General features: G+C 63.1%; 22 protein-coding genes. 4 read left to right on the top strand and 18 right to left on the bottom strand.

Going from position 1 to position 24,699, the window contains the following annotated elements:
- Positions 1-4 precede the first annotated feature (4 nt).
- The 4 genes from NKG60_RS16595 to NKG60_RS16580 form a co-directional block, all read right to left on the bottom strand.
- Positions 5-1,093 carry an AbrB family transcriptional regulator gene (locus NKG60_RS16595; protein ID WP_352664579.1) on the bottom strand — a complete coding sequence of 363 codons (1,089 nt, stop codon included), beginning with the start codon at positions 1,091-1,093 and terminating at the stop codon, positions 5-7.
- A 422-nt stretch (positions 1,094-1,515) separates the two neighbouring features.
- Positions 1,516-1,824, bottom strand: coding sequence for a putative quinol monooxygenase (locus tag NKG60_RS16590; RefSeq protein ID WP_352664581.1), 309 nt, complete (start codon positions 1,822-1,824; stop codon positions 1,516-1,518).
- 49 nt (positions 1,825-1,873) lie between these two features.
- On the bottom strand, positions 1,874-2,671 hold the full coding sequence (locus NKG60_RS16585; protein ID WP_352664583.1) for an SDR family NAD(P)-dependent oxidoreductase: 798 nt from the start codon (positions 2,669-2,671) through the stop codon (positions 1,874-1,876).
- 72 nt (positions 2,672-2,743) lie between these two features.
- Positions 2,744-3,202, bottom strand: a complete 459-nt coding sequence (locus NKG60_RS16580) for a DsrE family protein (RefSeq protein ID WP_352664585.1) — start codon at positions 3,200-3,202, stop codon at positions 2,744-2,746.
- Positions 3,203-3,303: 101 nt separating this feature from the next.
- Between NKG60_RS16580 and NKG60_RS16575 the strand changes: the two genes are divergently transcribed.
- Entirely contained in the window at positions 3,304-4,392 is a 1,089-nt protein-coding gene (locus tag NKG60_RS16575; RefSeq protein WP_352664587.1) for a hypothetical protein, read from the top strand.
- A 222-nt stretch (positions 4,393-4,614) separates the two neighbouring features.
- Here the strand turns inward: NKG60_RS16575 and NKG60_RS16570 are convergent, their stop codons facing one another.
- Both NKG60_RS16570 and NKG60_RS16565 read right to left on the bottom strand, forming a co-directional pair.
- Positions 4,615-5,544, bottom strand: coding sequence for a cation diffusion facilitator family transporter (locus NKG60_RS16570; RefSeq protein WP_502894484.1), 930 nt, complete (start codon positions 5,542-5,544; stop codon positions 4,615-4,617).
- 32 nt (positions 5,545-5,576) lie between these two features.
- Positions 5,577-7,766: an anthranilate synthase gene (locus NKG60_RS16565; RefSeq protein ID WP_352664589.1), complete on the bottom strand. Its 2,190-nt coding sequence runs from the start codon at positions 7,764-7,766 to the stop codon at positions 5,577-5,579.
- 320 nt (positions 7,767-8,086) lie between these two features.
- Here NKG60_RS16565 and NKG60_RS16560 point away from each other — a divergent pair, with 320 nt between their 5' ends.
- Complete coding sequence (locus NKG60_RS16560; protein ID WP_352664591.1) at positions 8,087-8,857, top strand: isocitrate lyase/PEP mutase family protein; 771 nt, start codon at positions 8,087-8,089, stop codon at positions 8,855-8,857.
- Between the two features lie 14 nt (positions 8,858-8,871).
- Here NKG60_RS16560 and NKG60_RS16555 read toward each other — a convergent pair whose 3' ends face one another.
- The 3 genes from NKG60_RS16555 to NKG60_RS16545 all read right to left on the bottom strand — a co-directional run bounded on the left by NKG60_RS16555 (position 8,872) and on the right by NKG60_RS16545 (position 11,860).
- Positions 8,872-9,924 (bottom strand): M14 family metallopeptidase, encoded by a 1,053-nt coding sequence (locus NKG60_RS16555; RefSeq protein ID WP_352975146.1) that lies wholly within the window; start codon positions 9,922-9,924, stop codon positions 8,872-8,874.
- A gap of 101 nt (positions 9,925-10,025) precedes the next feature.
- Positions 10,026-11,402, bottom strand: coding sequence for an FAD-containing oxidoreductase (locus tag NKG60_RS16550; RefSeq protein ID WP_352664595.1), 1,377 nt, complete (start codon positions 11,400-11,402; stop codon positions 10,026-10,028).
- On the bottom strand, positions 11,399-11,860 hold the full coding sequence (locus NKG60_RS16545; RefSeq protein WP_352664597.1) for a DUF4126 domain-containing protein: 462 nt from the start codon (positions 11,858-11,860) through the stop codon (positions 11,399-11,401). The genes NKG60_RS16550 and NKG60_RS16545 overlap by 4 nt, the downstream gene beginning before the upstream one ends.
- A gap of 147 nt (positions 11,861-12,007) precedes the next feature.
- Here NKG60_RS16545 and NKG60_RS16540 point away from each other — a divergent pair, with 147 nt between their 5' ends.
- Positions 12,008-12,565 carry a sugar O-acetyltransferase gene (locus NKG60_RS16540; protein WP_352664599.1) on the top strand — a complete coding sequence of 186 codons (558 nt, stop codon included), beginning with the start codon at positions 12,008-12,010 and terminating at the stop codon, positions 12,563-12,565.
- Positions 12,566-12,571: 6 nt separating this feature from the next.
- Here the strand turns inward: NKG60_RS16540 and NKG60_RS16535 are convergent, their stop codons facing one another.
- Entirely contained in the window at positions 12,572-13,558 is a 987-nt protein-coding gene (locus NKG60_RS16535; protein ID WP_352664601.1) for a helix-turn-helix domain-containing protein, read from the bottom strand.
- A gap of 128 nt (positions 13,559-13,686) precedes the next feature.
- Here NKG60_RS16535 and NKG60_RS16530 point away from each other — a divergent pair, with 128 nt between their 5' ends.
- On the top strand, positions 13,687-14,334 hold the full coding sequence (locus NKG60_RS16530; protein WP_352664603.1) for a cysteine hydrolase family protein: 648 nt from the start codon (positions 13,687-13,689) through the stop codon (positions 14,332-14,334).
- A gap of 79 nt (positions 14,335-14,413) precedes the next feature.
- On the opposite strand, the gene NKG60_RS16525 is transcribed toward NKG60_RS16530, so the two are convergent.
- From NKG60_RS16525 to NKG60_RS16490, 8 genes are all read right to left on the bottom strand, one after another.
- A complete protein-coding gene (locus tag NKG60_RS16525) occupies positions 14,414-16,093 on the bottom strand; it encodes a formate--tetrahydrofolate ligase (protein ID WP_352975144.1) in 1,680 nt (559 codons plus the stop codon).
- A 307-nt stretch (positions 16,094-16,400) separates the two neighbouring features.
- Positions 16,401-17,525, bottom strand: a complete 1,125-nt coding sequence (locus NKG60_RS16520) for a DUF2333 family protein (RefSeq protein WP_352488967.1) — start codon at positions 17,523-17,525, stop codon at positions 16,401-16,403.
- A gap of 15 nt (positions 17,526-17,540) precedes the next feature.
- Positions 17,541-18,845, bottom strand: coding sequence for a DUF6638 family protein (locus tag NKG60_RS16515; protein WP_352664605.1), 1,305 nt, complete (start codon positions 18,843-18,845; stop codon positions 17,541-17,543).
- A 198-nt stretch (positions 18,846-19,043) separates the two neighbouring features.
- Positions 19,044-20,954, bottom strand: coding sequence for an AAA family ATPase (locus NKG60_RS16510; protein ID WP_352664607.1), 1,911 nt, complete (start codon positions 20,952-20,954; stop codon positions 19,044-19,046).
- A 24-nt stretch (positions 20,955-20,978) separates the two neighbouring features.
- On the bottom strand, positions 20,979-22,124 hold the full coding sequence (locus tag NKG60_RS16505; RefSeq protein WP_352565770.1) for a hypothetical protein: 1,146 nt from the start codon (positions 22,122-22,124) through the stop codon (positions 20,979-20,981).
- A 35-nt stretch (positions 22,125-22,159) separates the two neighbouring features.
- On the bottom strand, positions 22,160-23,248 hold the full coding sequence (locus NKG60_RS16500; RefSeq protein ID WP_352615510.1) for a hypothetical protein: 1,089 nt from the start codon (positions 23,246-23,248) through the stop codon (positions 22,160-22,162).
- Between the two features lie 203 nt (positions 23,249-23,451).
- Positions 23,452-23,841, bottom strand: coding sequence for a c-type cytochrome (locus tag NKG60_RS16495; protein WP_352664609.1), 390 nt, complete (start codon positions 23,839-23,841; stop codon positions 23,452-23,454).
- Positions 23,842-23,967: 126 nt separating this feature from the next.
- Positions 23,968-24,579, bottom strand: a complete 612-nt coding sequence (locus tag NKG60_RS16490; protein WP_352664611.1) for a thymidine kinase — start codon at positions 24,577-24,579, stop codon at positions 23,968-23,970.
- Between the last annotated feature and the right edge of the window lie 120 nt (positions 24,580-24,699).

Below are 24,699 nucleotides of genomic sequence, written 5' to 3'. Positions count from 1 at the left end.
GGTCTTACTCCCGCAGGCTTCTCGCCACCAGCCGCGCCACGCTTGGGCCGACCAGAAGCACGATCAGGAAGCGTGCCGATTGCAGCGCCATGACGAAGGAGATGTCGACATGCTGCGCGGCGGCGGCGATGATGGCGACGCTGTCCATGCCGCCGGGGCTGGTCGCCAGATAGGCGGTCAGCGGATCGATGCCGAGCAGGCGGCTGATCAGGAAGGCGAGGCCGCCGCAAAAGACGATCAGGGCAATGATCGAGCCGACGATCTGCGGCAGCGCGCGGGCCGCGTGGCGCAAAATGGCCCTGGTGAAATTCAGGCCGATGCTCCAGCCGATCATCGTATAGCTCAAGGCGAGCAGCCAGGGTGGCAACTGCATGGTCACGCCGAGCCCGAGATGGATCACGGTGCCGAAAATGAAGGTGCCGAGGAAAAACGGCGACGGCAGCCGGAAAAGCTTTCCGGCGAGGCCGCCGACCAGCGCCACGCCGAATGTTGCGGCCAAGCCTTGCGGGTCGACCGGTGGGAACCAGACGATGGCCGGCACCTCGATGCCTGAGGTGTCGACCCACAGCTTGGCCACCAAGGCTGCCGTCATCGAGACGCAGATGACGCGCAGATATAGCATGAAGGCGACGAGGCGCTGGTCGGCGCCGAAGGCACCGGCCATCAGCACCATGGCGGTGGCGGCGCCCGGCGACGAGCCCCAGACCGCCGTGGTGCCGGGCAGGATGCGCCAGCGGCTGATCAGCCAGCCAAGCAGGCTGGATGCCGCGACCGTCGCCATCACAACGCCGAGGAACAGCGGCCATTCCCTGTAGAAGACGGGAAAGATATCGGCCGAGATCGAACTGGCGACCAGGCAGCCGACGACCGCCTGGGCTGAGCCGAACAGAACCCGCGGCACGCGCACCGTGGCGCCGTTGGTGCCGGCAGCGATGGCCGCCAGCATCGGTCCGATCAAGAGCGCGGCGGGCAGGGCGGCGAGTTCCAGCGCGCCGGCAAACAGCACCGAGACCACCACCAGGACCGGCCACTGCCAAGCCTTGTGGATCCGCGCCAGATGCTCGATGGCCGGCGGGTTCGGGGAAGAATCCATAAATCGGCTCTTAGACCGGTCGCGGAAAAATGCGAACCCTTTTTGGGAGGAAAAGGGCTTGGGTGGTAATACGCTGAACCTTGGAGATTAGCTGAGACATCCATCCCTTCGTCATCCTGGGGCGGAGCAAGGAGCGAAGCGACGCGGCGCAGACCCCAGGATCCATGCCGTGACAACTGTGGCACGCGAAGGCGGATCAGAATCGAGTGCTTCTTGGCACCGACAGCACGTCCTTTACCAACCGAGTAGGCACCGCTGCGGATGCAAGCGCCATTCTGAACCGCTGCATTCTTCGGCTGATGTAACGGCATGGATCCCAGGGTCTGCGCGACGTCGCTTCGCTCCTGCTCCGCCCTGGGATGACGAAGGCGCGGTGGCAACTCGGCTAATCGCTAGCGAAACCGGATCCCCTATCCTCATCCTCAGCTCACCTTGCTCTCCGGTAACCCGAACCCGCCAACAGGATGCGTCTCCACCTGGAACTCGAAGCCGGCGATGATCGGCCGTGCCTTGGCGATTGCCGCCTGGACTTCGGGCAGCTGCAGCGAAGCCTTGTGGCTTTCGGCGTCGGTCCACACTTCGGTCACCCAGATCGCGTCGGCATCGGCCGGGTCGGTGGCGATGATGTAGTTCAGGCAGCCGGGCATGGCGCCGGTGCTGGCGAGCAGGATATCCATCATTGCGTCACGCTGGCCGCGCATCGCCCGCATCTTGCCGATCAGTCCGTACATTCGCTTTGCTCCGTTGAGATGACGCAACCAGGAGTATGCAGTTCGCCGTCTACGGCATCAACTGCCCGCCATTGACCTCGATCACCTGGCCGATGATGTAGCCGCTCAGCAGATCGGAGGAGAGGAACAGATAGGCGCCGACGCAGTCCTCGGCGGTGCCGGCGCGGCCCTGCGGGATGGTGGCGATCATGCCTCTCATCTGGTCGTCGGTCGAGTAGCGCTCGTGGAAAGGCGTCGCGATCGTGCCGGGCGCTACCGCGTTAACGCGGATGTTGAAACTGATCAGCTCCTTGGCCATGCCGCGCGTGATGTTGGAGACGAAGGCCTTGGCCGAGCCGTAAAGGCCGGCGCCGCCACCGGCGCCGTTGCGCGCGGCGATCGAGGAGGTGTTGACGATGAAGCCGCCCTGCCGCTTCAGCCATGGGATCGCCTTGCGCGAAGCTGTCAGCACCGAACGCGCGTTGAGGTCCATCACCGCGTCGTAATGCGCCTCGGTCTGCTCGGCATAGGGCACGCGGCCGAGCATGCCGCCGGCATTGTTGACGAGGCCGTCGAGCCGGCCGAAATGTTGCGCACTGTCCTCGACGACGCGCTCGACATCGGCGGGGACCGAGAAATCGCCCTGGACGAGGAACACGTCACCGCCACCGTTGCGAATGGTCGCGGCCAGGTTTTCGGCAGCCGTACGGCTCGAATTATAGTGCAGCGCGACGCGGCATTTCTGCGCGGCATAGGCAAGTGCAAGCGCCGCGCCGATGCCGGTCGAGGCGCCGGTGACCAGGACCGCCTTTCCGGCAAGGTCGGGGATGACCAGAGAGGGGCTGACAAGGGTGGTGGTGGCTGGCACGTCTATTCCTCCGGGGGACTCTGCCTACTCTTCGTAGGCCCTCGCAGTCCTCGCGTTCAAGTCCGTAAAAGCCTATGGCCTGAGATAGGCGTAGCCCTGGCGTTGCAATTCGGCGAGCTTGACGACGCCGCCCCGGTCGGCTGCATGGAAGCCGTCGAGCAGGTCGGCCAGGCCGATATCCATGCCGTGCATGGTGTTGGCGCAAGCGTGCGGGCTGAGCCCATCCTGGACAAGGCCGGCGAACCGCCCGGAAATGGCAGCCGATATGCCTTTCGACTTGAAGGCGGCAAGTGCCGGGCCGTGCACGACAAGCGCGATGTCGACCTTGCCGTCGGTGCCTTCGAAGTGGTTCTTGATGTTGCCGAGCACGAAATTGACCTTGTCGAGGTCGCTGAGGTGATAGGCGACCTTTTGCCTTTCCTCTTCGGCAGCCGCCGGCTTGACTTCACTAGCTGCAGCCTTGGTGGGGCGCAGCCCGAAAAGCCCGGCGGCCCCGGCAAGACCGACGCGGAAAATATCGCGGCGTCGCATGGCTTCATCTCCCATTTGGCCGGCCCGCGCAAATTGCGTGGCCTCGGCCTCGATCCTAGCATAAATTGACGCCACGTCTTGTCGGGGCAGGGGGAGCCAGCATGATATCAAGGACCATTGTGGGCGCCGGGCTTGGGGTTGCCTTGCTTGCCGCCGTCGCCGGTGCTGCTTTCGCCGACGACACGCTCAAACTCACCGAGCTCAGCCCCGACGGCAAGGACGCCTGCTTCGGCCGCGTCTACGACGCCGCGCATCTCAAGTCGCATCCGCACCAGAAGGTGGCGCGCATCTTCTTTTATTACGGCCGCGATCCGGTCAGCCGGCCAAACGAGGAGCCAAGCACTGGCATCGATTCCTCCTACAATGGCTTCATGGCGACGACGGTGCGCGGCGCCGAGGCGCCGGAATGGCTCGGCGGCTGGTGCAGCCATGAGTCGGAGGACGGCAAAACCGGTGCGATCCGCTGCGGCATGGACTGCGATCGCACCATGGCTTCGCTGAAGGTCGACGACAAAGGCCGGCTGATCGTCTCGGACGTGCAGCCCGACCTCTATCTCGACGCCGGATCGGAAGATGAGCTCGGCGAGGCGGAGTACGAACGGCAGGCGCTGGGCAAGGACGACAACAGCTTCGGGCTCGACCCGATGCCGGCCGCCACCTGCAAGGCCGAGTTCGCGCACATCGACCCGATCGACCCGGCCCTTGGCCCGCCATTGCGCGAGCGGCTGAAGCCGGACCGAGCCTTCTGCTACGGGCGTGACTACGATGCCGCGCATCTCGGCTCGCATCCCGATCAGCTGACCCAGACGATCCGGGTTTATCGCGGACCGGTCGAGCTGGCGTCTTTCGCCAAGGAGGGCGATCCGGCCAATTGGCCAAGCGGCGCCGATATCGCCGTTTCGGTTACCACGCGGCAGAAATCGGCCAAGGTCACGCAGGTCTACAACTGCCAGGGCGAGGGCGACCAATGGCGCTGCGCGGCGAGCACGAAGACGGGTGCTGCCTCCTCCGACATCGCGCAAAAGGAGGTCTTCCTTCGCCGCGGCGCCAACGGCACGATGATGCTGGCCAACCCGAACAGCGGCCTGCCGATCGTCGATCTGTGCTCGAAGGCGGCGGAAGGCGACACCAGCTCCGACGACAAGGTCTACCGGCTGGAGCCGATGCCGCAGGCCGCCTGCGGGCTATAGCAACCGCAATGCTGGAGGGACAGCGCCCCCCTCTGTCCTGCCGGACATCTCCCCCACTTGGGGGGAGATCGGCCGTCACCGCCGCTTTCGCCAATCACCATCGTCGCAGGAGTGAGCGGCGCGCTGAAGCTGCCAATCTCCCCACTTGTGGGGGAGATGTCCGGCAGGACAGAGGGGGGCGCGAAGGATCACCACTGAGCGATTTTTCTCCGCGACGCCACCTCACGCGAACGGCACGGCCGTCGTGCCCTTGGGGAGTTTCGCTTCATCGTCGGGCTCGACATGGATGATGACGCGGACGGAAGGGATCTCTGCCTGCAGCGCGTCCTCGATGCGGTCGCAGATGACGTGGCTGGCGCCGACCGACATGTCGGCGTCGACGACCAGATGGAACTCGATGAAGGTGGCGCGGCCGGCGATGCGCGTCTTCAAATCGTGGACCTCGAGCGCGCCCTTGCAATTGGCCGAGATGATGTCGCGGATGCGGATATGTTCCTGGGTGTCGACGGCGCGGTCCATCAGCCCGTTCATGGACGAGCCGATGACGTGCCAGCCCTGCCACAGAATGTTCAGCGCCACGATCACGGCAAGAGCCGGATCGAGAACCTGCCAGCCGGTCAGCACGGCGCCGACCAGGCCGATGAACACACCGACCGAGGTCGCCACATCGGTCATGATGTGCCTGCCGTCGGCGACGAGAGCCGGTGATTTTTCGCTTCGGCCGGTGCGGATCAGCGTCAAGGCCCAGACGGCGTTGATGACCGTTGCGACGCCGTTGACGGCAAGGCCGGTCCATGGCTGTTCCAGCGGGGCGGGATGCTGCCAGGACCACCAGACCTCATTGAGGATCAGCAAGGCGGCAAGCACGATCAGCACGCCTTCGAGGACGGCCGAGAAATACTCGGCCTTGTGGTGGCCGAACGGATGGTCCTGGTCGGCCGGCTTGTAGCTGACCTGGATCGCCCAATAGGCGGCTGCCGAGGCAATGACGTTGACGATCGATTCCAGCGCGTCCGAATATAGCGCAACCGAGCCGGTGACGTACCAGGCCACCAGCTTCAGGCCGAGCACGACGCAGGCGACAACGATCGACCAGAAGGCGAGGCTGGCGACCTTCTGCCTGGCGGCGGCCTTGATTTCTGCCGCGGTCACTGGGGAAAAGATCCCAACACTGAGCCCTCGAATTAAGCGGCCTTTTCCTTGGCCTTGCGCGGCAGGTGCGCGACGATGTTCTCGATGATGCGCATGCCGGCATTGTGGCCGAGCGTCATGATCGATTCCGGGTGAAACTGCACCGCAGCGATCGGCTCCTTGCGGTGCTCGAAGGCCATGATGATGCCGTCTTCGGTCTCGGCGGTGACGACAAAACCATCGGGCAGCCGCACCGGATCGGCGAAGATCGAATGGTAGCGGCCGACCGTCACCTCCTTGGGCAAGCCGGAGAAGATGATGCCCGGCTTCGACACGCGGATGCGCGACGGCTTGCCATGCATGGGGATGTGCAATTGCCGCAGCTCGCCGCCATAGGCTTCGGCCAGCGCCTGCAGCCCGAGGCAGACGCCGAAGATCGGCAGATCGCGCGCACGGGCCCGCTTGATGGTCGCGGCGCAGTCGAAATCCTTCGGCGTGCCGGGGCCGGGCGACAGCACGACCAGGTTTGGCTTCAGCCGGTCGAAGATCTCGTCCGGCACCGGTGTGCGCACCGTCGAGACATTGGCGCCGGTCTGGCGGAAATAGTTGGCGAGCGTATGGACGAAACTGTCCTCGTGGTCGACCAGGAGGATGTTGACGCCGTCGCCGACACGCGCGGTGCTGCGTTCGGTGCTGGCGGCATTGCCTAATTTGGCGTCGCGGATGGCGGAGAGCATGGCGGATGCCTTCAGTTCGGTTTCGGCTTCTTCTTCTTCGGGAATGCTGTCGAAGAGCAGCGTGGCGCCGGCGCGCACCTCAGCGATGCCGTCCTTGATGCGGATGGTGCGAAGCGTCAGGCCGGTGTTCATGTCACCATTGAAGTTGACCATGCCGATCGCCCCGCCATACCAGGCGCGCGGGCTCTTCTCGTTCTGCTCGATGAAGCGCATAGCCCATAATTTCGGCGCGCCGGTAACGGTGACCGCCCAGGCATGCGACAAGAAGGCATCGAAAGCGTCCATGCCTTCGCGCAGCCGTCCCTCGATGTGGTCGACGGTGTGGATCAGGCGCGAATACATCTCGATCTGGCGGCGGCCGATGACGCGCACCGAGCCCGGCTCGCAGACCCTCGATTTGTCGTTGCGGTCGACGTCCGAGCACATGGTGAGTTCGGATTCGTCCTTCTTCGAATTGAGCAGCTTCAAGATCTGCTCGCTGTCGGAAATGGCGTCGTCGCCGCGCTTGATGGTGCCGGAGATCGGGCAGGTCTCGACGCGCCGGCCGTTGACGCGCACGAACATTTCCGGCGAGGCGCCGATCAGATATTCGCCCTCGCCGAGATTGATGAAGAAGGAATAGGGCGAAGGGTTGATGCTCTTCAGCTTGCGGGAAATCTCGGAGGGCTGGGTTTCGCAGCGTTCGTAGAACATCTGCCCCGGCACCACTTCGAACAGGTCGCCGCGCTCGAAGCTCTTCATCGCCTTGCGCACCAGCTTGGCATATTCGCCCGGCTCGTGGTCACCGCGCGGCGGGATGCGGTCTGCGGTCCTGAACGGCTCGACGACTTCGTCGCGCGGCAGGCCTTCGGTCGAGAAGCCATCGCCGGAATAGTCGTAGCGGTCGGTCCAGGCCTTGGTCGAATAATGGTCGACGACGAGGATTTCGTCGGGCAGGAACAGCACGAGATCGCGCTGGCTTGGCTTGCGCTCGAGCTTGTAGTCGACCGGATCGAACTGGAAGGCGAGGTCGTAGCCAAAGGCGCCATAGAGGCCGAGATTGGCGTCCTCCTCGGTCTTGAACAAGGCGGTGATGGCGCGCAGCACGGTGAAGACGGAGGGAACGCGGCTGCGTTCCTCTTCGGTGAAGATACGACCGGGCTTGGCGACCTCGAGGCGGATGAGTTTGTTGGACGTCTCGGCGATCGTGACATCGTCAAGGCCGGCAAGCACCGTGCCGATCACCGGTAAAAGCACCTCGCCGCGGCGGTTCAGCGCCTCGATGCGCATGGCGCGGCCGCGTGCCGAGATCACCACCGGCGGATCGATGATGGCGGTGTCCCAGCGCGTATAGCGGCCGGGATATTCGTAATTCGAGGAAAACACGGCGCCGCGGCGCGAATTCAGGCCATCGACATAGCCGTCGATCGCCACTTCATATGGCCGGTCATGGCGCTGGCGGGTAATCGCCACGCCACCCGCGGTGACGAAGCGCTCGGCGCCATTCTCCAGAATTTTCGTCGTCATTGCCGTCTCCATCAGCGTCTTTGGGGCAACGGACCCGGGAATGGCTTGAAAAAACAAATGGCCGCCCGGACATTCCGCTGCGGCCACCCTCTATTGTCACGCGAACGCGTTCGAACAGGCCGCTGTCAGCGAGCCCACCACCAAATGGTCTTGATCGAACGCATATTCATGGCGAAATCCATAGCCGCGAAAAGCGGTGTGCGCAACAGGTTTGAAAGTCTGTGGGGTGGCTGCCGCTTTCGCAACCCATGGCACATGGCCAAGACCGGCAGTCCTGCCTAGACTCTGCATCACACAGCAAGAAGACGGGAAGACATCAAATGACCGAGCAGATCGACCGCGCACGGACGTTCCATTCCCTCCATGTCAAGGGAAACCCGATTGTCCTCTACAATGCCTGGGACCCAGGCTCAGCCAAGATCATCGAGAAAGCAGGGGCCAAGGCCATTGCCACCGGCAGCTGGCCCGTCGCGGCCGCTTTCGGATTCGCCGATGGCGAGAAAATCCCGTTGGAACTGGCGCTCGAAAACATCAAACGCATCGTTGCGGCGGTGGATGTGCCGGTAAGCATGGACCTCGAGGGGGGTTACGGGGTCGCTCCGGAGGTTGTCGCCCGCAGCGTAGCGCTCGCCGTGCAGGCTGGGGCCGTCGGCTTTAATTTCGAGGATCAGATTGTCGGCGGCAGTGGGCTGCACGACATCGCCATACAGGTGAGGCGGATCGAAGCCGCCGCAGCGGCGGTGAAGGCGTCGGGTATTCCGGCCTTCATTAACACCCGAACCGACATTTTCCTGAAGACTAAACCGAATGCGCACGACAGGGCTCTTCTCGATCAGGCGATCGAGCGGGCGCACGCCTACGAAAGGGCCGGAGCGCATGGCTTCTTTGCGCCGGGGCTTGCCGATGAAGGCCTGATCGAGGCGCTCTGCGAGGCAACGGCATTGCCGGTCAACATCATTGCCCTGGCGCATGTGCCGCCGCGCCAGAGGCTTGCCGAACTCGGCGTCGCCCGCGTGAGCCATGGTCCGGTGCCGTACCGGCAGATGGCCGAATGGCTGGAGGCCAAGGCGCGACAGGCGATTTCGGGCTAGTCTGGCAGGGTGCGTCAGTCCTCCAGCGTCCCCGACCTTGCATCGGCGCTCGTCCTGTCGCCGACCAGCTTCAAGAGGTCTTCGCCGGCGCGGATGATGCGCCGGGAACGCCGGGTCAGGATGAGGCCCGCCTGCGGCGCCAACACTTCCGTGCGGCCGTCGGGCTCACCGGGCGCGTGGACGATGGTGGCAAGTCGCGCACCCTTGGTGACGCGATCGCCCGGCTTCACGTCGAAGAGGATCGCGCCCGAGCGGGGCGCCGGCATCATCTCGATGTTTTCGATAGGTGCGACGAGCCCAACGAAGCTGCCAGGCGCGGACAGCGCCTGATCCCGGATGACGCCGCGCGCCACCAGCAGCCGGTAGAGCCCCTCGGCATCGGCGCCGGCCAGGGCGCCGTCGACATCGAGTATGCCGCGATATTCGACGGTGGTGGCGACGCGCCGGTCGAGGCGCGCCACGTCGGCGGGAACGTTTTGGTATGGCATGATCGAGGCGCCTTCGAAGGTGCCGTCGGGATCTTCGTCCCACAGCATCACCGCATCGACGCCCATGGCCGCCGCACAGTCCGCCATGGCCGGCCACAGGCTGGTGTGGACGTAGAGATAGGCGAGGCCTTCATCGTCGCAATGCAGGTCGAGCACGATGTCGTGGCCGATGGAGAGCTGCAGCAGCCGCGCCTTCAGCCGCTGGTCGACCGTGCCGTGCGCCGGCAGCAGCGAGAGGTCGGGCGCGGCGAGCCGCGGAAAGCCACGGTTGAAATTGGTGCGCGTGCCCAGATGAAAGCGGCCCTGATGGTCGCCGTAAAGATATTGCGCGCGGCCGATCGGATTAGCCCAGGGCACGATGGTCATATTGCCGATGATGCGGCCCTCGGCTTCCGCCTTTTCCAGCATCGGCATCAGTGCATCGATGGCGACGACGCCCGGCAATTCGCCGGCATGAAGTGCCGCCTGCAGATAGGCGGAAGGCGGCGCCGTCTTGTCTGTTCCGGTGAAGCGGAAGACGGGGAATTCGTAGGAAACGCCTTCGCTGTCGCCGGCGATGCGTTCGATGGATTTCTGCATGGGATGCCTCCGGGAGAAGAGGCGGAACACATGCCCTTTTGCCCCTGGGCTGTCGATTGGTCCAGCCGGCGCCGCTATGGGCGCACGACTCTACCCGGCGCTCACACCAGCGGCTTGAGTTCCTGGGCGATGGTCGGCAGAAGCTCCGAGACGTTCGGGTGGATGTGCACGGCGCGCGCCAGTGTGCTGACCGGCGCCTTGGCATACATCAGGTCGAGCACGCAGTGCACCGCTTCGTCGCCGCCCGGGCCGAGCACCGAACAGCCGAGGATCTCCCTGGTGTCGGCATCGACCAGGATCTTCATGAAACCTTGCGTCTCACCTTTTTCGACGGCACGGCTGACGCGGGTCATTGGCCGCTGGCCGACCAGGGCGCGGCGACCGGATTTCCTGACCGCGGCTTCGGTCATGCCGCAGCGGCCGAGTGGTGGGTCGATATAGAGCGCGTAGGCCTCGATGCGGTCGCTGACCTTGCGCGGATCGTTGTCGAGCAGGTTGGCGGCGACGATCTCGTAGTCGTTGTACGAGGTGTGGGTGAAGGCGCCCTTGCCGTTGCAGTCGCCCATTGCCCAGATGCCGGGCACGCTGGTGCGCAACTGGTCGTCGACGACGATGAAGCCGCGTTTGTCGACCTCGACGCCGGGTTTGTCGAGGCCGAGATCGTCGGTGTTTGGCGTGCGGCCGAGCGCCAGCAGCACATGCGAGCCGACCGCAGCTGCCTTGCCTGGCGAGAAGGTCACGGCGATTTCGTTGCCTCGCCTGGCGAAGCGGATGTCGTCGGCGCCGAGATGGACGGCAATGGCTTCGTTTTCGAGGATCGACAAAATGGCGTCCGAGACATCCTCGTCCTCGCGGCCGATCAGGCGCGGGCTTTTTTCGATGACTGTGACTTCGGAACCGAAGCGACGGAACATCTGCGCGAATTCGAGCGAGACATAGCTGCCGCCGACAACGATGAGATGGCGCGGCAGCACGTCGAGATCCATCATCGACGAGTTGGTGAGGTAGGATACGTCGTTGACACCGGGCAGGTCGGGCACCGAGGCGCGGCCACCGGTGTTGAGGAATATCCTTTCGGCGCTCAGCAGATCGTCGCCGACGCGCACCGTATTGGCGCTCACGAAACGCGCATGGCCGCGATAGAGCGTGCATTTGTCCATGCCGGCAATCCAGTCTTCGAGATTGCCGCGTGCGTCGTTGGAGACCTTGTCCTTGCGCGCCTTGATCGCCTTGTAGTTGACGCCGACGGGACCGGAGAGCGTCACCCCGTAGTCCGCGGCGGAGCGGGCAAGATGCGCGGCATAGGCGCTTGCTACCATCGTTTTGGTCGGCGTGCAGCCGGTGTTGACGCAAGTGCCGCCGACCAGCTTTCGCTCGATCAGCGCCACGCTCATGCCGGCCGCATTCAGCCGGCCGGCGAGCGGTGGGCCGGCCTGCCCGGCACCGACGATGATGGCGTCGAATGTCTTTGCCGTCATGCCACCGCCGCCACGATCAGAAGCCCGCCGACGATCGCCACCGCGTCCTCGATGAAGGCGGCGGGCGGGTCCTTGCCGAAGGCGGTGGCCAGGCGCTTGCGCGCCTCGGCGCCGCCCAGCGTGCCGATCACCGCACCGATGACGCCCGCGATCAGGCCGCCGATGATGGCGCCACCGGTGGCGCCGATCACCGCGCCGGTGAAAGCGCCCAGGACGATGCGCGTGCCGAATTGCTGCGGCACCTTGCGGCTCGGCGTCGATGGCAGCTGGTCGGTGACCAGTTCGGCGATGGCCAGGATGGTGAAGATGCCGACGGCGATCCAGTGGCCCATGAAGCTCGCCCAGGTGCCGGCGACCGGCAGCCAGCCAAGCCAGGCGCCCCAGGCGACCGCTGCGGGCGCGGTCATGGCGCGAAGCCCGGCAACGATGCCGATCAGGAGTGCAAGAATGTACAGCATGATCGATCCCCTCGATGGCCGGCTTGGGACAGGTCCGAGAAGGCAAGCTACCATAGGTCGGGTATTTGACCAGAGGTGGTGTCGCCGCCGGTGCTTTCGTATTTTCACCACTTGTGCTTTGGCAAAGTTGAAACTGGAGTTGCGGCCATGAGGGGGAGCGAACGCACGAAAATGGCGGCGGGCGAGTGGTATTGCTGCCTCGATCCGGAACTGGAGGCGCTGCGCATTACGTCGCGCGACGCGGTGTTCGAGCACAACAGCCTGCCACCCCGGCAGCGTGGCGATATCGGGCCTGGATTGCGGACGTTGCTCGGCGCTGCGGGCGAGGGCGCCCGGATCGAGGCGCAATTCCACTGTGCCTATGGCTTCAACATCTTCCTCGGCGACCGCGTTTTTCTCAATGCCGGCTGCACCATCCTCGACACGGCGCCAGTCCGCATCGGCAAGGGAACGCTGCTCGGCCCCAATGTGCAGATCTATTGCGCCGAGCACCACAAGGAGGCCGCCGGACGACGGGCAGGGCTGGAGATGGCCAGGCCGGTCGAGATCGGCGACAATGCCTGGATCGGCGGAAGTGCCATCATCCTCGGCGGGGTCAGGATCGGCGATGGCGCTATCGTCGGCGCCGGTGCCGTGGTGACGCGCGACGTCGCGGCGAACATCACTGTGGTTGGTAATCCGGCACGGATAATCAGGAACGGCTGAGCCGGATCAACGTGAAGCGCCGCGTCTATTGAGATCGACACTCCTCGAGAATTCGCGCCGGTACTGCGCCGGCGAGGTTCTGAGGCGCGCTGCGAAATGCTGGCGCAGCGAGGTGGCGCTGCCGAAGCCGGCCTCGAAGGCAACCGTGTCCATCGATTTTTCAGTTGCTTCCAGCAGCCGCTGCGCCAGCTGGACGCGCTGGTCGGTCAGCCAGTCGCCGAAACTGGTGCCGATCGATTTCTGGAAACGGCGCGTGAACGTCCGGCGGGTGAGCCCGGCGTGACCGGCAACGCTGTCCAGACTGTGCGGCTCACCCAACGTTTTGCGCACTGTTTCGAGAGCCTGGGTAAAGCGGTCCGCATTGCCGGTCCTGGCGATGGGACGTTCGATGAATTGCGCCTGCCCGCCCTGCCTATGCGGAGAAAGCACGATCTGCCGGGCAAGGCGAAGTGCCGCCTCCGCGCCGTAACGAGCCCGTACGACGTGCAGGCAGCAGTCGAGCCCGGCGGCGACGCCGGCGGATGTCACGACATCGCCATTGTCGATGTAGAGCACTTCCGGTTCGACGAGAATGTCGGGATAGAGTTCCTGCAGCTGATCCGCGTAGGCCCAGTGCGTCGCCGCTCGCCGCCCTGAGAGCAGTCCGGTCGCCGCGACAGCGAACGTTCCCAGGCACAGTCCGACGATCAGCGCGCCGCGCCGGTGCGCGCCAAGCAACGCGTCGATCAATGCCGCTGGAGGCGAGCTCCCGAGATCCTTCCAGCTTGGCACGATGACGATGTCGGCGTCATCGAGCGCGGAAAGCCCGTGCGGGACGCTGATGGTCAGCCCGGCATCGGTGCGGATCGGGCCGTCCTCAATCGCGCAGACCCGGAAGTCGAAGCGCGGCAGGCCAAGCGTCGTGCGATCCGCGCCGAACACGAGACACGGCACGGAGAGATGAAACGGGCTGATGCCATCGAAGGCGATGGCGGCAACGGCAGGATCGGTCATGGCAGCACCAACAGGAGTAACAGCCAATTGTCCCAATTCTTTCGAATAATGTCAATTGGGACACTTTTTGCAATCCCGTGCCGAGCTTATCGTCCACCCATCAATGTCCAACGGGAAAGGAAAACCCCATGTCGCAACCAGCCAAAGGCAAAGCTCCACGCCGCGCCCTCATCGTCATCGATGTTCAGAACGACTATGACGGCGGCAACCTCGCCATCCAGCATCCGCCCTTCCGCGACAGCGTCGTCAATGTAGCGCGAGCGATGGACGCGGCCACCGAGGCAGGCGTCAAGGTGGTGGTCATCAAGCAGTTGGCGCCGGAAACCTCACCGGTCTTCGCCAAGGGCAGCCATGGCGCCGAGTTGCACCCGGAAATCGCCAGGCGAAACCGCGACCACTACATCGAAAAGAACTTGCCCAGCGGCTTCACCGGCACAGACCTCGAGGAGTGGCTGCGCGCCAACTCTATCGATACGATCACAGTCATTGGCTACATGACGCATAATTGCGATCTGTCGACGGTCATCCACGCCGTGCATATGGGCTTCGAGGTGGAGTTCCTGTCGGACGCGACGGGGTCGTTGCCGTACGCCAACAGCGCCGGTTACGCTTCGGGGGAGGAAATCCATCGCGTGGTGACGATCGTCCTGCAGTCGCGCTTCGCGGCCGTTCTCAAGACCGCCGAGTGGATCGATTGCCTGAACACCGGCGTGGTACCCCAGCACGACACACCTTATGCCTCCAACCAGCGCGCGCTGGCGCGAAGCGCTGCGTAGGGACGAGATCGTCGCGAAGACGCCAAAAAGGGCGCCGCAGCGTTGCGGCACCCTTTGCGGTTCGAGCGTTTGATTATCCCTAGAACAGGCCTTCGATCTGGCCCATTTCGTTCAGGAAGATCTTTTCCGAGGATGGTGCTTTGGGCAGGCCGGGCATGGTCATCACCTCGCCGCAGATGATGACGACGAAGCCGGCGCCGGCAGACAGCCTGACCTCGCGCACCGGCACGGTGTGGCCGGTCGGCGCGCCGCGCAGATTCGGATCGGTGGAGAAGGAATATTGCGTCTTGGCCATGCAGACCGGCAAATGACCGTAGCCGGCGTGCTCCCAGGCGTGGAGCTGGTCGCGCACCGATTTGTCGGCGATCGCTTCGGAACCGCGATAGATGCGCTGGACGATGGTGTTGATCTTCTCGAACAGCGGCATGGCGTCGGGATACAGCGGGGCAAATTGCGACGCGCCGGATTCGGCCAAAGCCACGACTCTTTTGGCCAGTTCCTCGATGCCGGCCGATCCCTGAGCCCAGTGCTTGCACAGGATCGCCTCTTCGCCCATCGAGGCGACGTAATCCTTCATCGCCTGGATCTCGGCCTCGGTGTCGGAGTAGAAATGGTTGATGGCGACCACTGCCGGCACACCGAACTGGCGGATGTTCTCGATGTGGCGGCCGAGATTTGCACATCCCTTCTTGACCGCCTCGACGTTCTCCTTGCCGAGATCTTCTTTCTTGACGCCGCCATTCATCTTCATGGCGCGAACCGTGGCGACGATGACCGCCGCGGCGGGCCTTAGGCCGGCCTTGCGGCATTTGATGTCGAAGAACTTTTCGGCACCGAGATCGGCACCGAAACCGGCTTCGGTGACGACGTAATCGGCAAGCTTCAGCGCCGTCGTGGTGGCAACGACGGAGTTACAGCCATGCGCGATGTTGGCGAAGGGGCCGCCATGCACGAAGGCCGGGTTGTTCTCCAGCGTCTGCACGAGATTGGGCTGCATGGCGTCCTTCAAGAGCACGGCCATGGCGCCATCGGCCTTGAGGTCGCGGGCATAGACGGCCGACTTGTCACGGCGATAGGCGACGATGATGTCGCCGAGGCGCTTTTCCAGGTCCTTCAGGTCGGTCGACAGGCACAGGATGGCCATGACTTCCGAGGCGACTGTGATGTCGAAACCGGCCTCGCGCGGGAAACCGTTGGCGACGCCGCCGAGCGAACAGATGATCTCGCGCAGCGACCGGTCGTTCATGTCCATGACGCGGCGCCAGACGACACGGCGGGTGTCGATGCCGAGCTCGTTGCCCCAATAGATGTGGTTGTCGATCAGCGCCGACAGCAAGTTATGCGCGGTGGTGATGGCATGGAAATCGCCGGTGAAGTGGAGGTTCATGTCCTCCATCGGCACGACCTGCGCGTAGCCGCCGCCGGCGGCACCGCCCTTGACGCCGAAATTCGGTCCGAGCGAAGCCTCGCGGATGCAGACGATGGCCTTCTTGCCGATGCGGTTGAGGCCATCGCCCAAGCCCACCGTCGTCGTCGTCTTGCCTTCGCCGGCCGGTGTCGGGTTGATGGCGGTGACGAGGATCAGCTTGCCGTCCTTGTTGCCCTTCACCGACTTGATGAACTCGGCCGAGATCTTCGCCTTGTCGTGGCCGTAGGGCAGAAGATGTTCGCTCGGAATGCCGATCTTTTGGCCGATCTCCTGGATCTGCTTCTTCCTGGCGCTGCGCGCGATCTCGATGTCGGACTTCACTTCGGCCATGACGGCTTCCCTCTGGATTGGACGGATTTGACTAGTGTGGTCGCAAGAACAGCCCGGCATTGCAGGCGCGAGCATGTTCTACCCCTGTCGCTGCCGCGGCGTCAACTTTCATGCAACTATGTTTCCTGCGAAGAAAATACCTCTGCCGCCGGCCGCTCTGCTACAGGTTCTTTTTTGCGCCGGTTGCAGCGCCGTATAGAAGCCAGAGCAGGCGCGGTTCCGCCGTCTCAAAACAGCCGCCTAATACGCGAAAAGCGACAGAAGCAACGGCGCAAATTCACCAGCGCCGGCCGTGCGGAACGATCCGCTACTGCGTCAGCACGTTGCTGATCTCGACCATGTTCGAGCGCACCCTGAGTATGTAAAAGCCCATCGTCGTCAGATGTGTCGGCAACAGCCAGCCGTCCTCGCGGCCATTGGCGATGATGAAGGGCTGGATGCGCAGCGCCGAGACGAATTGCGCGTCCATCGTATCCCACAGGTTCTGCAGGTGCTTTTCCTTGATGACGTCCTCAAAGTCGGCCTGTGCGCCTTTCATCAGCCCGTAATAGGCATAGAGCTGGCCATAGGCGAACCAGAAGCGGTCGTCGGCGCGGGTGTCGAACCAGCCATTATTGTGGTTTTCGGCACGCTCCTTGAGGATCGCCGAGGTCGAACCGATATCGGACGAGATGCGGTCGATATACTGCTTGAGATTGTCGGCGCGGGCATCGAACGTCGCCTGGCAGGCTGCGAGGCGGGCGTTGAAGGAACGCAGCTTGCGCACTGCGTCGCGATAGTAGCTCGGCGTCGGCGTCTTGGGACCGAACGGGTTCAAGCCGAAGTACCAGGTTTCCTCATCAAACTGCAGATTGCCGCGGGCGTCCTGCAGGTCGGCGTCGATCTGCGAGGTGGTGCGGACGCGGCCGAGATTATCGGCAAGCTCGGTCGCCGTGCGCCGCACCGCCTGGTTGATGCCGCGCTGGAACGAAGCCTTGTTGTCCATGAACGGCGTGTGGTCCCAGTCGATGCCGAACAGGCCGAGCTTGTAGAGGATCATCGACGACACCCAGGCATTCTGGTTGACGTTGAAGTCGGTCAGGTCGGCCGCAACCTGGGCAATGGCTGAATTTCCGCAGGTCTTGGCCGTGTCGGTGCCGGCGCCGGCGGAAACCTGTTCACCGGCGGAGCTGTTGCGTTTTTCGAACGTGTATTTGTCGACGTAATTCGGGTCGAAATTGTTCCACCACTGGGTGGCGTAGAAGAAATTGACATAGAGGCCGATCAGCACGAGCACAGCCAGGCCGAGCACCGCCTTCAGTATCCAGCCGCGTTGCGTGTACCAGCGCCCCGCCCACAGGAACGGCCACAGGATCGCACCGACGACCAAGCCGATGCCGCGGCCAATCCACTGGAAAATCCGGGTGAAGAAACTCACGATCGGATCAAGCATGGCGATATCACCCCCTCAGTCAGTCAAGCCGTAGAGGCGTGTGCGAAACGCCACCTTGTCCTTCAGATATGTGGTTTTCAGAACGTCCACAACATGCGATCTCCAGGCGTCGCTGAAGCCTTCATAATCCCTGTAGAAGCCCGGCTTGTTGAAGACGTAACGCGAGACGAAGTCCTGCGGCACGAAGTCCGAGATCAGCTGGTTGGTCAGCCAGGCGTCGGGATGGTCCGGCTTGGCGCGGATGACCAGGAAGCGCTGCTGCGGGAACACGTCCTCGATCTTGAGATGGCCGAGCTGGGCGATCTCGCGCTTGGCGGCGTTGAGGAAGGGAAAATTGCCGTCCCTGGTAATCAGATCGGTATGGCCGTGGATCCAGGTCTGCAGCCAGACCTTGTCGACGTCGGTCAGATTGCGGTCGGGATCGGCGTCGCGGATCAGCGCGCGCACCACCATTTCGGCGCGATGCTCGAGATAACCGGAGGTTTCGATCCATGAGGCGCGCGGCAGCTCGATGCGGCCGGTCGAGGCGAGGAACTTGAATACCTTGTCGGCGTCGTGGATCGAAAGGTAACTCACCTGCCATGGCCGCGAGCGGCGAAAGCCCGGCGCTGCCGGGTCGCTGATCACCGTCGTCACGTCGGGATCGACGAACACATAGAGCCCGCCGAAATGGCTGGTCCAATAGGCGTTGTGGCGGAAGATCACCTGGTCCGGCACCAGCGCATTCTCGCGGATGTCGCCGCAGATCTTCGCCAGCTCGACCATGTGGGCAAGCATGGTGTTGTCGCGCCAGGCATCCGGCTCCTGCTTCAGCCGGTCGACCAGCTTGCCGAGTTCGGCGGCCTTGCCGAGCACGTCCTCCGCCGACAGCACCTTGAATTCGACCTGGTTGATCGACAGCAGGTCCTCGATGTCGTCGACCTTGGGGACCGAATCCTCGATCTCGCCATAGATGACGTCCTTGATCGTCAGCGCATCGATGGCACGCTGGTTCTTGGACATGAATTCGTACATCAGCAGCGAGGTGTTGGAAAAAGCCGTGTGCACCACCGGCAGGTCGATCTGCGACGGCGTCAGGATGATGAAGCGGCGGTTGACCTCGTTCGGATCGAGGTAGCTGTAGTCGCCGCATTCCTCGGCGACCTGCGGCGAAAAGCCGGTGCGGTCGATCTCGAAGCTTTTCAATTTGGTCGGCTTCAAGCCGAACGCGACCATCGCCTTGTTGTAGCGCTGGATCAGGTGCGGCTCGTCGATCGTCAGCAGCCGGCCGTAGATCAGCTCGTTGTCGCGCAACAGATCGGGCTTCTTGGCGGGGCTCATGCTTTCTTCTTCCCGTTCACGGGGAGAAGGTGTCCGAACGGCGGATGAGGGGCGCGAACGCTCCTTCTCCCCTTGTGGGAGAAGGTGGCCGAGCGAAGCTCGGTCGGATGAGGGGTGTTCCAGCTTGACGAATACCCCTCATCCCTCGCCTTCGGCGACACCTTCTCCCACAAGGGGAGAAGGGGGCGTCGGCGCATCTCACGCATTCCACAGCCCTTTCTTCTTCATCTCCTCGATCTCACGGACGGCACGCTCCCGCAGACGGGTGTCGCGGATCATCTTGGTCACCGCCGCATCGTCGGACTTGTCGGAGTAGCGGAATTCGGAATCCGCGTAGCGGTTGATCTCCTGCATGACCATGTCCATCGAGAATGGCCCGCGCAGCTCCTCGATCATCGCTTTCTTGTCGTCGTAACCCTTGTGCATGAAGGCTTCCGGCTTTTCGAACCACTCGTCCGGCAATTCGATGTCCATGGCGCGCATCTTGATGGCGTCGGTGACGTTCTTGATGGCGCGGCCGGTAAAGCGCGGCTCGGCATCCTTGATCATATGCAGATAAGTGCCGATGTCGGCCATCGTCTTTGGCGCGCCGTTCTCCTTCATGTAGCGCTCATAGACCTTCATCAACCCGTCTTCCTGCGGCTTCTCATGCTCCTCGTAAGCTTCCATCACGGCGCGCTGGATTTCTTGCGCCGCATAGAGCTTGTGGTCGCCGAGCGGGATCTTGTGGTTCTTGCCGGCGAGCAGGACGAAGATGTCGATGTAGTCGTCGCGGCTCTGCGGGCCGTCGACCAGCCAGCGGGCGCCGGCGCGCTGGCGTAGCGCGTCGTCGACGTTTTCGGGATAGTTGGAAAACATGCCGAACGAGCAGTTGCCGCGCACCACGGTCGCCGCACCTCCAAACGCGTCCATAAGCACGCCGGTGATTTCCTGCTGGCCGGCGGAGGCACGGTCGTCTGAGCGGCGTGCGGCGACCTGGTCGATATCGTCGATGGTGCCGAAGCCGATGACGCGCGGGTTCAGCACATTGTTGATGAACTGGCGGCAGTTCTGGCCGGACTTGCCCTGGTAGGACGAGATCTGGTCGACGCCGAAATTCTCGTAGGCGAAGGGATAGCCGGCGACCTGGCAATAACCATTGAGAAGGCCGGCGATCATCTGGATCAAGGTTGTCTTGCCGGTGCCGGGCGCGCCATCGCCGATGAAGGTGAACAGGAAGCCGCCGAGCTCGACGAACGGGTTCAGCTCGCGCTCGAAATCGTAGGCCATCAGCATCTTGGCGAGCTTGACCGACTGGTATTTGGCGATGTGGTTGCCGACGACCTCTTCCGGTTTTTTGAAGGTCATCACCAGCGGCTTTGCCCGCTTGCCCGGCGCGACGTCGAAACCGTCAAGGGTAAAATCGTCGACGTCGATGCGGATATGCGCGTTCTCGAACGGGCCGATGCCGTCGAAGCGGCCCTTTCGCGCCAACAGCCCGTCGATGGCGACGCGGGCGAAGGCGCGGGCGCGGGTCATCAGGTCGGCATCGTCCTTCGAACCTGCTATCGACCTGTCGAGCCCGGCTACGATCGACTTCACCGCATCCTGTGGCGTGTCGAACAGAAAGTCCGGCTCGGGCGTGTCGTTCGGCGCCTCGCCGTCGCTGTCGATCAGCTGGAACAGATAGGAGGCAAGGCTGAAGGCGGAGATGTAGGCAGAGGCCGACAGCAGCTTCTTGAAGGTGGCAGCTTCATCGCCTTCGAGCGGCGCGCGGGCATTTTTCGCCTGCAGGCTTTCGAGGTCCGAGCCCTCGGCGAAGACATCCGATATGGCCAGCGCTATCGCCAGCCCGCGCCGGGCGCGAAACAACAGCGTGTGCTGCGGGATGGTCAGCAACTGGTCGTCGGAATGAACGGCGGCGACGGTTTTGGCGAGCTCGACCTCGCGCGTGCGGCGCACCGAGCCGACCGAGACGGTCGAGACGAAGCGGCGGTTGGTGCCGGCAAGCGCGGTGCCGGACTCGCGCGATGGGTCTTCCAGCACGACGATGCGGGTGATGAAACTTTGCGCAGTGGCACGGTGCTTTTCAATTGCCGCTTCCGGAATGGTGGTCAGGCCGGTGTCCATGGAGGATGCTCCGCGATTTGACGGTCAGACGTCGCTGATGACCTGCCCTTTGGACAGGATGTGGACCTTGTAGCCCGAAAAGATCTTCTGCGCCTCGCCGGCGGCATAGAGCGCCTGATAGGCCTCGTGCGGGATCAGCGCATGGTTCTCATAGCTCGACACGCCTTGCCGCGCGGCCTCGAGATCGTCGGTATTGATGAAGAATTCCTGCGTCGTCTTTTCGCTCGAAAACAGCCCCTTGCGGCCTGGCTTTTCGGCCTTGGAAAAGACCTCCTGGATGGTCCAGGTCAGCAGCCAGGCGTTTTCCGGCTTGCGGACCTTGGCCAGCACTTCGCTCACCGTCGAATTGTTGTCGGTAATCCCTGCAGAATAGAACGGGCCGAGCACGACGCGACGCAGCTGCTTGGGATGCAGCGGCTCGAAATCCTTGTCGAGGTTGACCGCGATGGTCGCCGGCGACAGCGCGTAGGCGGAATTCTTCTCGGTGAAATCGTCAAAACGGTGGGCAAGCTCGGGATTGAGCAAGCCGTCGACCGGCAGCGGAATGTCGACCCTCTCATTAAGCTTGCCGCTGGAGTCGACAAGCTGCCGGATCATGTCGTCCGAGGAATCCTCGACCGTCACCATATAGACAAGCGGCAGGTTGGCGCTGCCGTCGAAGCAGGCCCAGTGGACCAGATAATAGGGTCGCAACGTCTTCGGATTGACCGACACCTTGACCGTCTGGGCCAGGGTGAACGGGCCGAAGGTGGTCTCACTCTTGACGTCCTCGAGGTAAAGCCGCTCGGCCATCGACTTCTGCAGCGCTTCGGGGAATTCCTTGTGGCGCAGGATGAAGTCCGCCATTTCCTCGCGTAGCTCGTCGGCCAGCGGGAGATTGGCGAGGCGCGCATCGGCCTGGAGCCGGTCGTTCTCCAACTCGAGCAGGTTCTGGAAGACCGGGAAACCGCTTTCGGCGCGCGAGATGCGGAACGTCTCGGTGAAGCCCAGCCGGTTGCGCCAGCACGAGAACGACTTGTCGAGCCGCGCAATATATTCGGCGACGACCTTGGCGACGATGCCGTGCCGGTAGAGCGGCGAGCGATCGTCGCGCATGAACACTTCGAGGCCGCCAAGTGCCGCCGCGATCGCCGAGAAATAGCGCGCCGCGGCTTCGTTTTCGGGGGTCATGCTGCCAGCCCTTGGGAGCAGTGCACGTGCAGCAATTACGACTGCACGTAATTTGCCGAATTGTGCTTCTTCATCACATCGTCGAAGCGGCGGGCGAAGGCATCGTCGGCGAGCTTCTTGCGGCGCTGGATGTCGGCGGTGGCGACCATGTTCTTCTCATGCATTTCAAGCAGATCGCCAATGTGCTTTTGTGAGGCGGCACCGATGCCGGCCATGGTCTCTTCGGCGGTGTTGTCGACCTGGCTGCCCAGCGTGTTGATCTTGTGGGCGACATCCTGCTGGGCGGCGGTCTTCAGTGAATCTTCCAGCGCCTTGTATAGAACGATGCGCTGCTCGGTATCGATGGTCAGTTTGTTAATCAGCGTCGATTGCGCCGCGATCTGATTGTTGAGCGAATCGACGAAGGTCTGGAACATCGAGGTGTAGCGCTCCAGCGTCTGGCTTTCGGCCAGCAATTCCTGCTCCTTGGCCTGCTTCTCGTTGTATTCCGTGGCCAGTTTCGAGCGTTCGCCTTCAAGCTGCGTACGCTCCTTCTGGCTGGTCGAGGCGGCGATCTTGTTCTCGATGTCGAGCAGCATCGGGTTGAGTTCCTCGATGCGCTTCTGCACGGTCTCGAGATTGGACATGGTGGTCTTGCGGCGCTCGATCACCTGCGACAGGCTGGCCTCGGAGGTCTTGTAGCGGGTGTCGAGAACCTGCTTCTGCGCCTTGAGGATGCCGACGATGGTATCGGATTTCGCCAGCAGCTCCTGCAAATTGCCGGCCAGCGACATGTTGCGGACGCGGTCGGTGCGCAGGCGCTGCTTGCGCTGGCTGGAGAAGACACCGACGAAATTCTCCCAGCCGGTGTAGTTCTTCATGCTCTCGAATTCGGCACCGAAGACGTTGGTGGCGTCCTCGAGGCCGATGATCAGGTCGGCAATATTGCCTTCCATCACCTTCTGCTGCTTCAGCACATCCTCGATGCGGGCGTTCTCGATGTCGAAATTGGCGTCGCCGATCTTCTTGTCGGCGGTGGCGAGCGTGTCGAGCACGCTACCGGACTGCTCGATCTTGGTGCGCATGTCCTCCACGACCTGCTTGGTCTTGGCAATCTCGGCATCGAAATTCTGCAATGTCGCCATTGGGGCCTCCCGCTTCGGCATCGGTTTCGTTTCGCAAACCGCCGCGAATATATGTGCCGGGTTTGGCGAATGAAAGACGGAAGACATGGGATTACAGGAAAACAAAAGAATTTCAGGAGGCCGACCGCAGGATAGTCAGGCAATGATTACGGTGTAACTGCCGTCCGGTCAGACACCGCTTCAACCATGCTCGGGAGCGACGCTCAGGGCTTGGGATCGGCCTTGAGGTAGGCGATGACGTTGGCGATGTCGTCGTCGCTGGTCAGGCCGGAGAAGGCCATTTTGTTGCCGGGGACCTTCTGGCGGGGCGCGCGCAGGTATTCGGCAAGGTTTGCTTCGTCCCAGACCAGGCCGGCGGCGCCCGCGTCCTTCATCCCCTGCGAGTAGCGGCTGAGGTAACTGTCCGCGGTGCCGGCGGTCCGGCCGACGACACCCAGCAGATGCGGGCCGACCTTGTCGCGGTCGCTCGTAGCCTCATGACAGGCCATGCATCTGTTGAATACCTTCTTGCCGAGAGCGGCATCGCCGTCGGCATGCGCGGCAAGAGCGCCGACAATGAGGAAAGCAGCAGCAGACGAAATGGCTCGAAGCATGGGAACTCCCGACGGCTCTGGCTGAGAGGTTTTGAAATAGGAAGCAGGCCTTAACAAGCGCCGCACGATGGCGCGATTGGCGAACGAATGTCGGCCGAGAGGTCGGATGAAAGCAATAGCGCTGGTTCAGGCTTTGGTGAAGCCGATGAAATCGTCGGGCACGGCGCGGCCCACTTCTTCTTCCCAATGGCGGCGGCAGAGCGAGACATAGACATCCTTGCCGATCGCCACCTGTTCGCCCTGTTTCGCCACCTTGCCGTCGGCGCCGAGGCGCACCACCATCGTCGCCTTGCGGCCGCAACGGCAGATGGTGCGCACCTCGCGCAGGTCGTCGGCGATCGCCAGCAGGGCGCGCGAGCCGGAAAACAGCTTGCCCTGAAAATCGGTGCGCAGGCCGTAGCACATGACAGGGATGTTCAGCCGGTCGGCGATGCGGGCGAGTTGCCAGACCTGCTCCTCTTCGAGGAATTGCGCCTCGTCGACGAAGACGCAATGGACCGTGGCGTGGTCGTGATGCTCGGCGACCCGGGCAAACAGATCGTCGCCGTCGCGAAACATCTCGGCTTCCGTCTCCAGGCCGATGCGCGACGAGATCAGCCCGGTATCGCCCTTGCGGTAGTGGCCGGCGATGAACAGCATCGTCGTCATGCCGCGCTCGCAGTAATTGTACGAGGCCTGTAACAGCATCGTCGTCTTGCCGGCATTCATCGTCGCATAATGGAAGTACAGCTTGGCCATGCCGTCCTTTTAAGCCGAGTTGCAACAAAGCGGGGAGGGGGAGCGCCTACATTCCACCGGGAAAAGGCGACTTCCATCCGGAAAGCGGCGGGCGTGTCGCTGATCGGCCAGCCTGCGCCG

Origin of the sequence: Mesorhizobium sp. M1428 (assembly GCF_040317515.1) — a bacterium.
Lineage (GTDB): Bacteria > Pseudomonadota > Alphaproteobacteria > Rhizobiales > Rhizobiaceae > Mesorhizobium.
The sequence above is the reverse complement of the archived record's forward strand: the minus strand, read 5'-3'. Positions and strand labels throughout refer to the sequence as shown.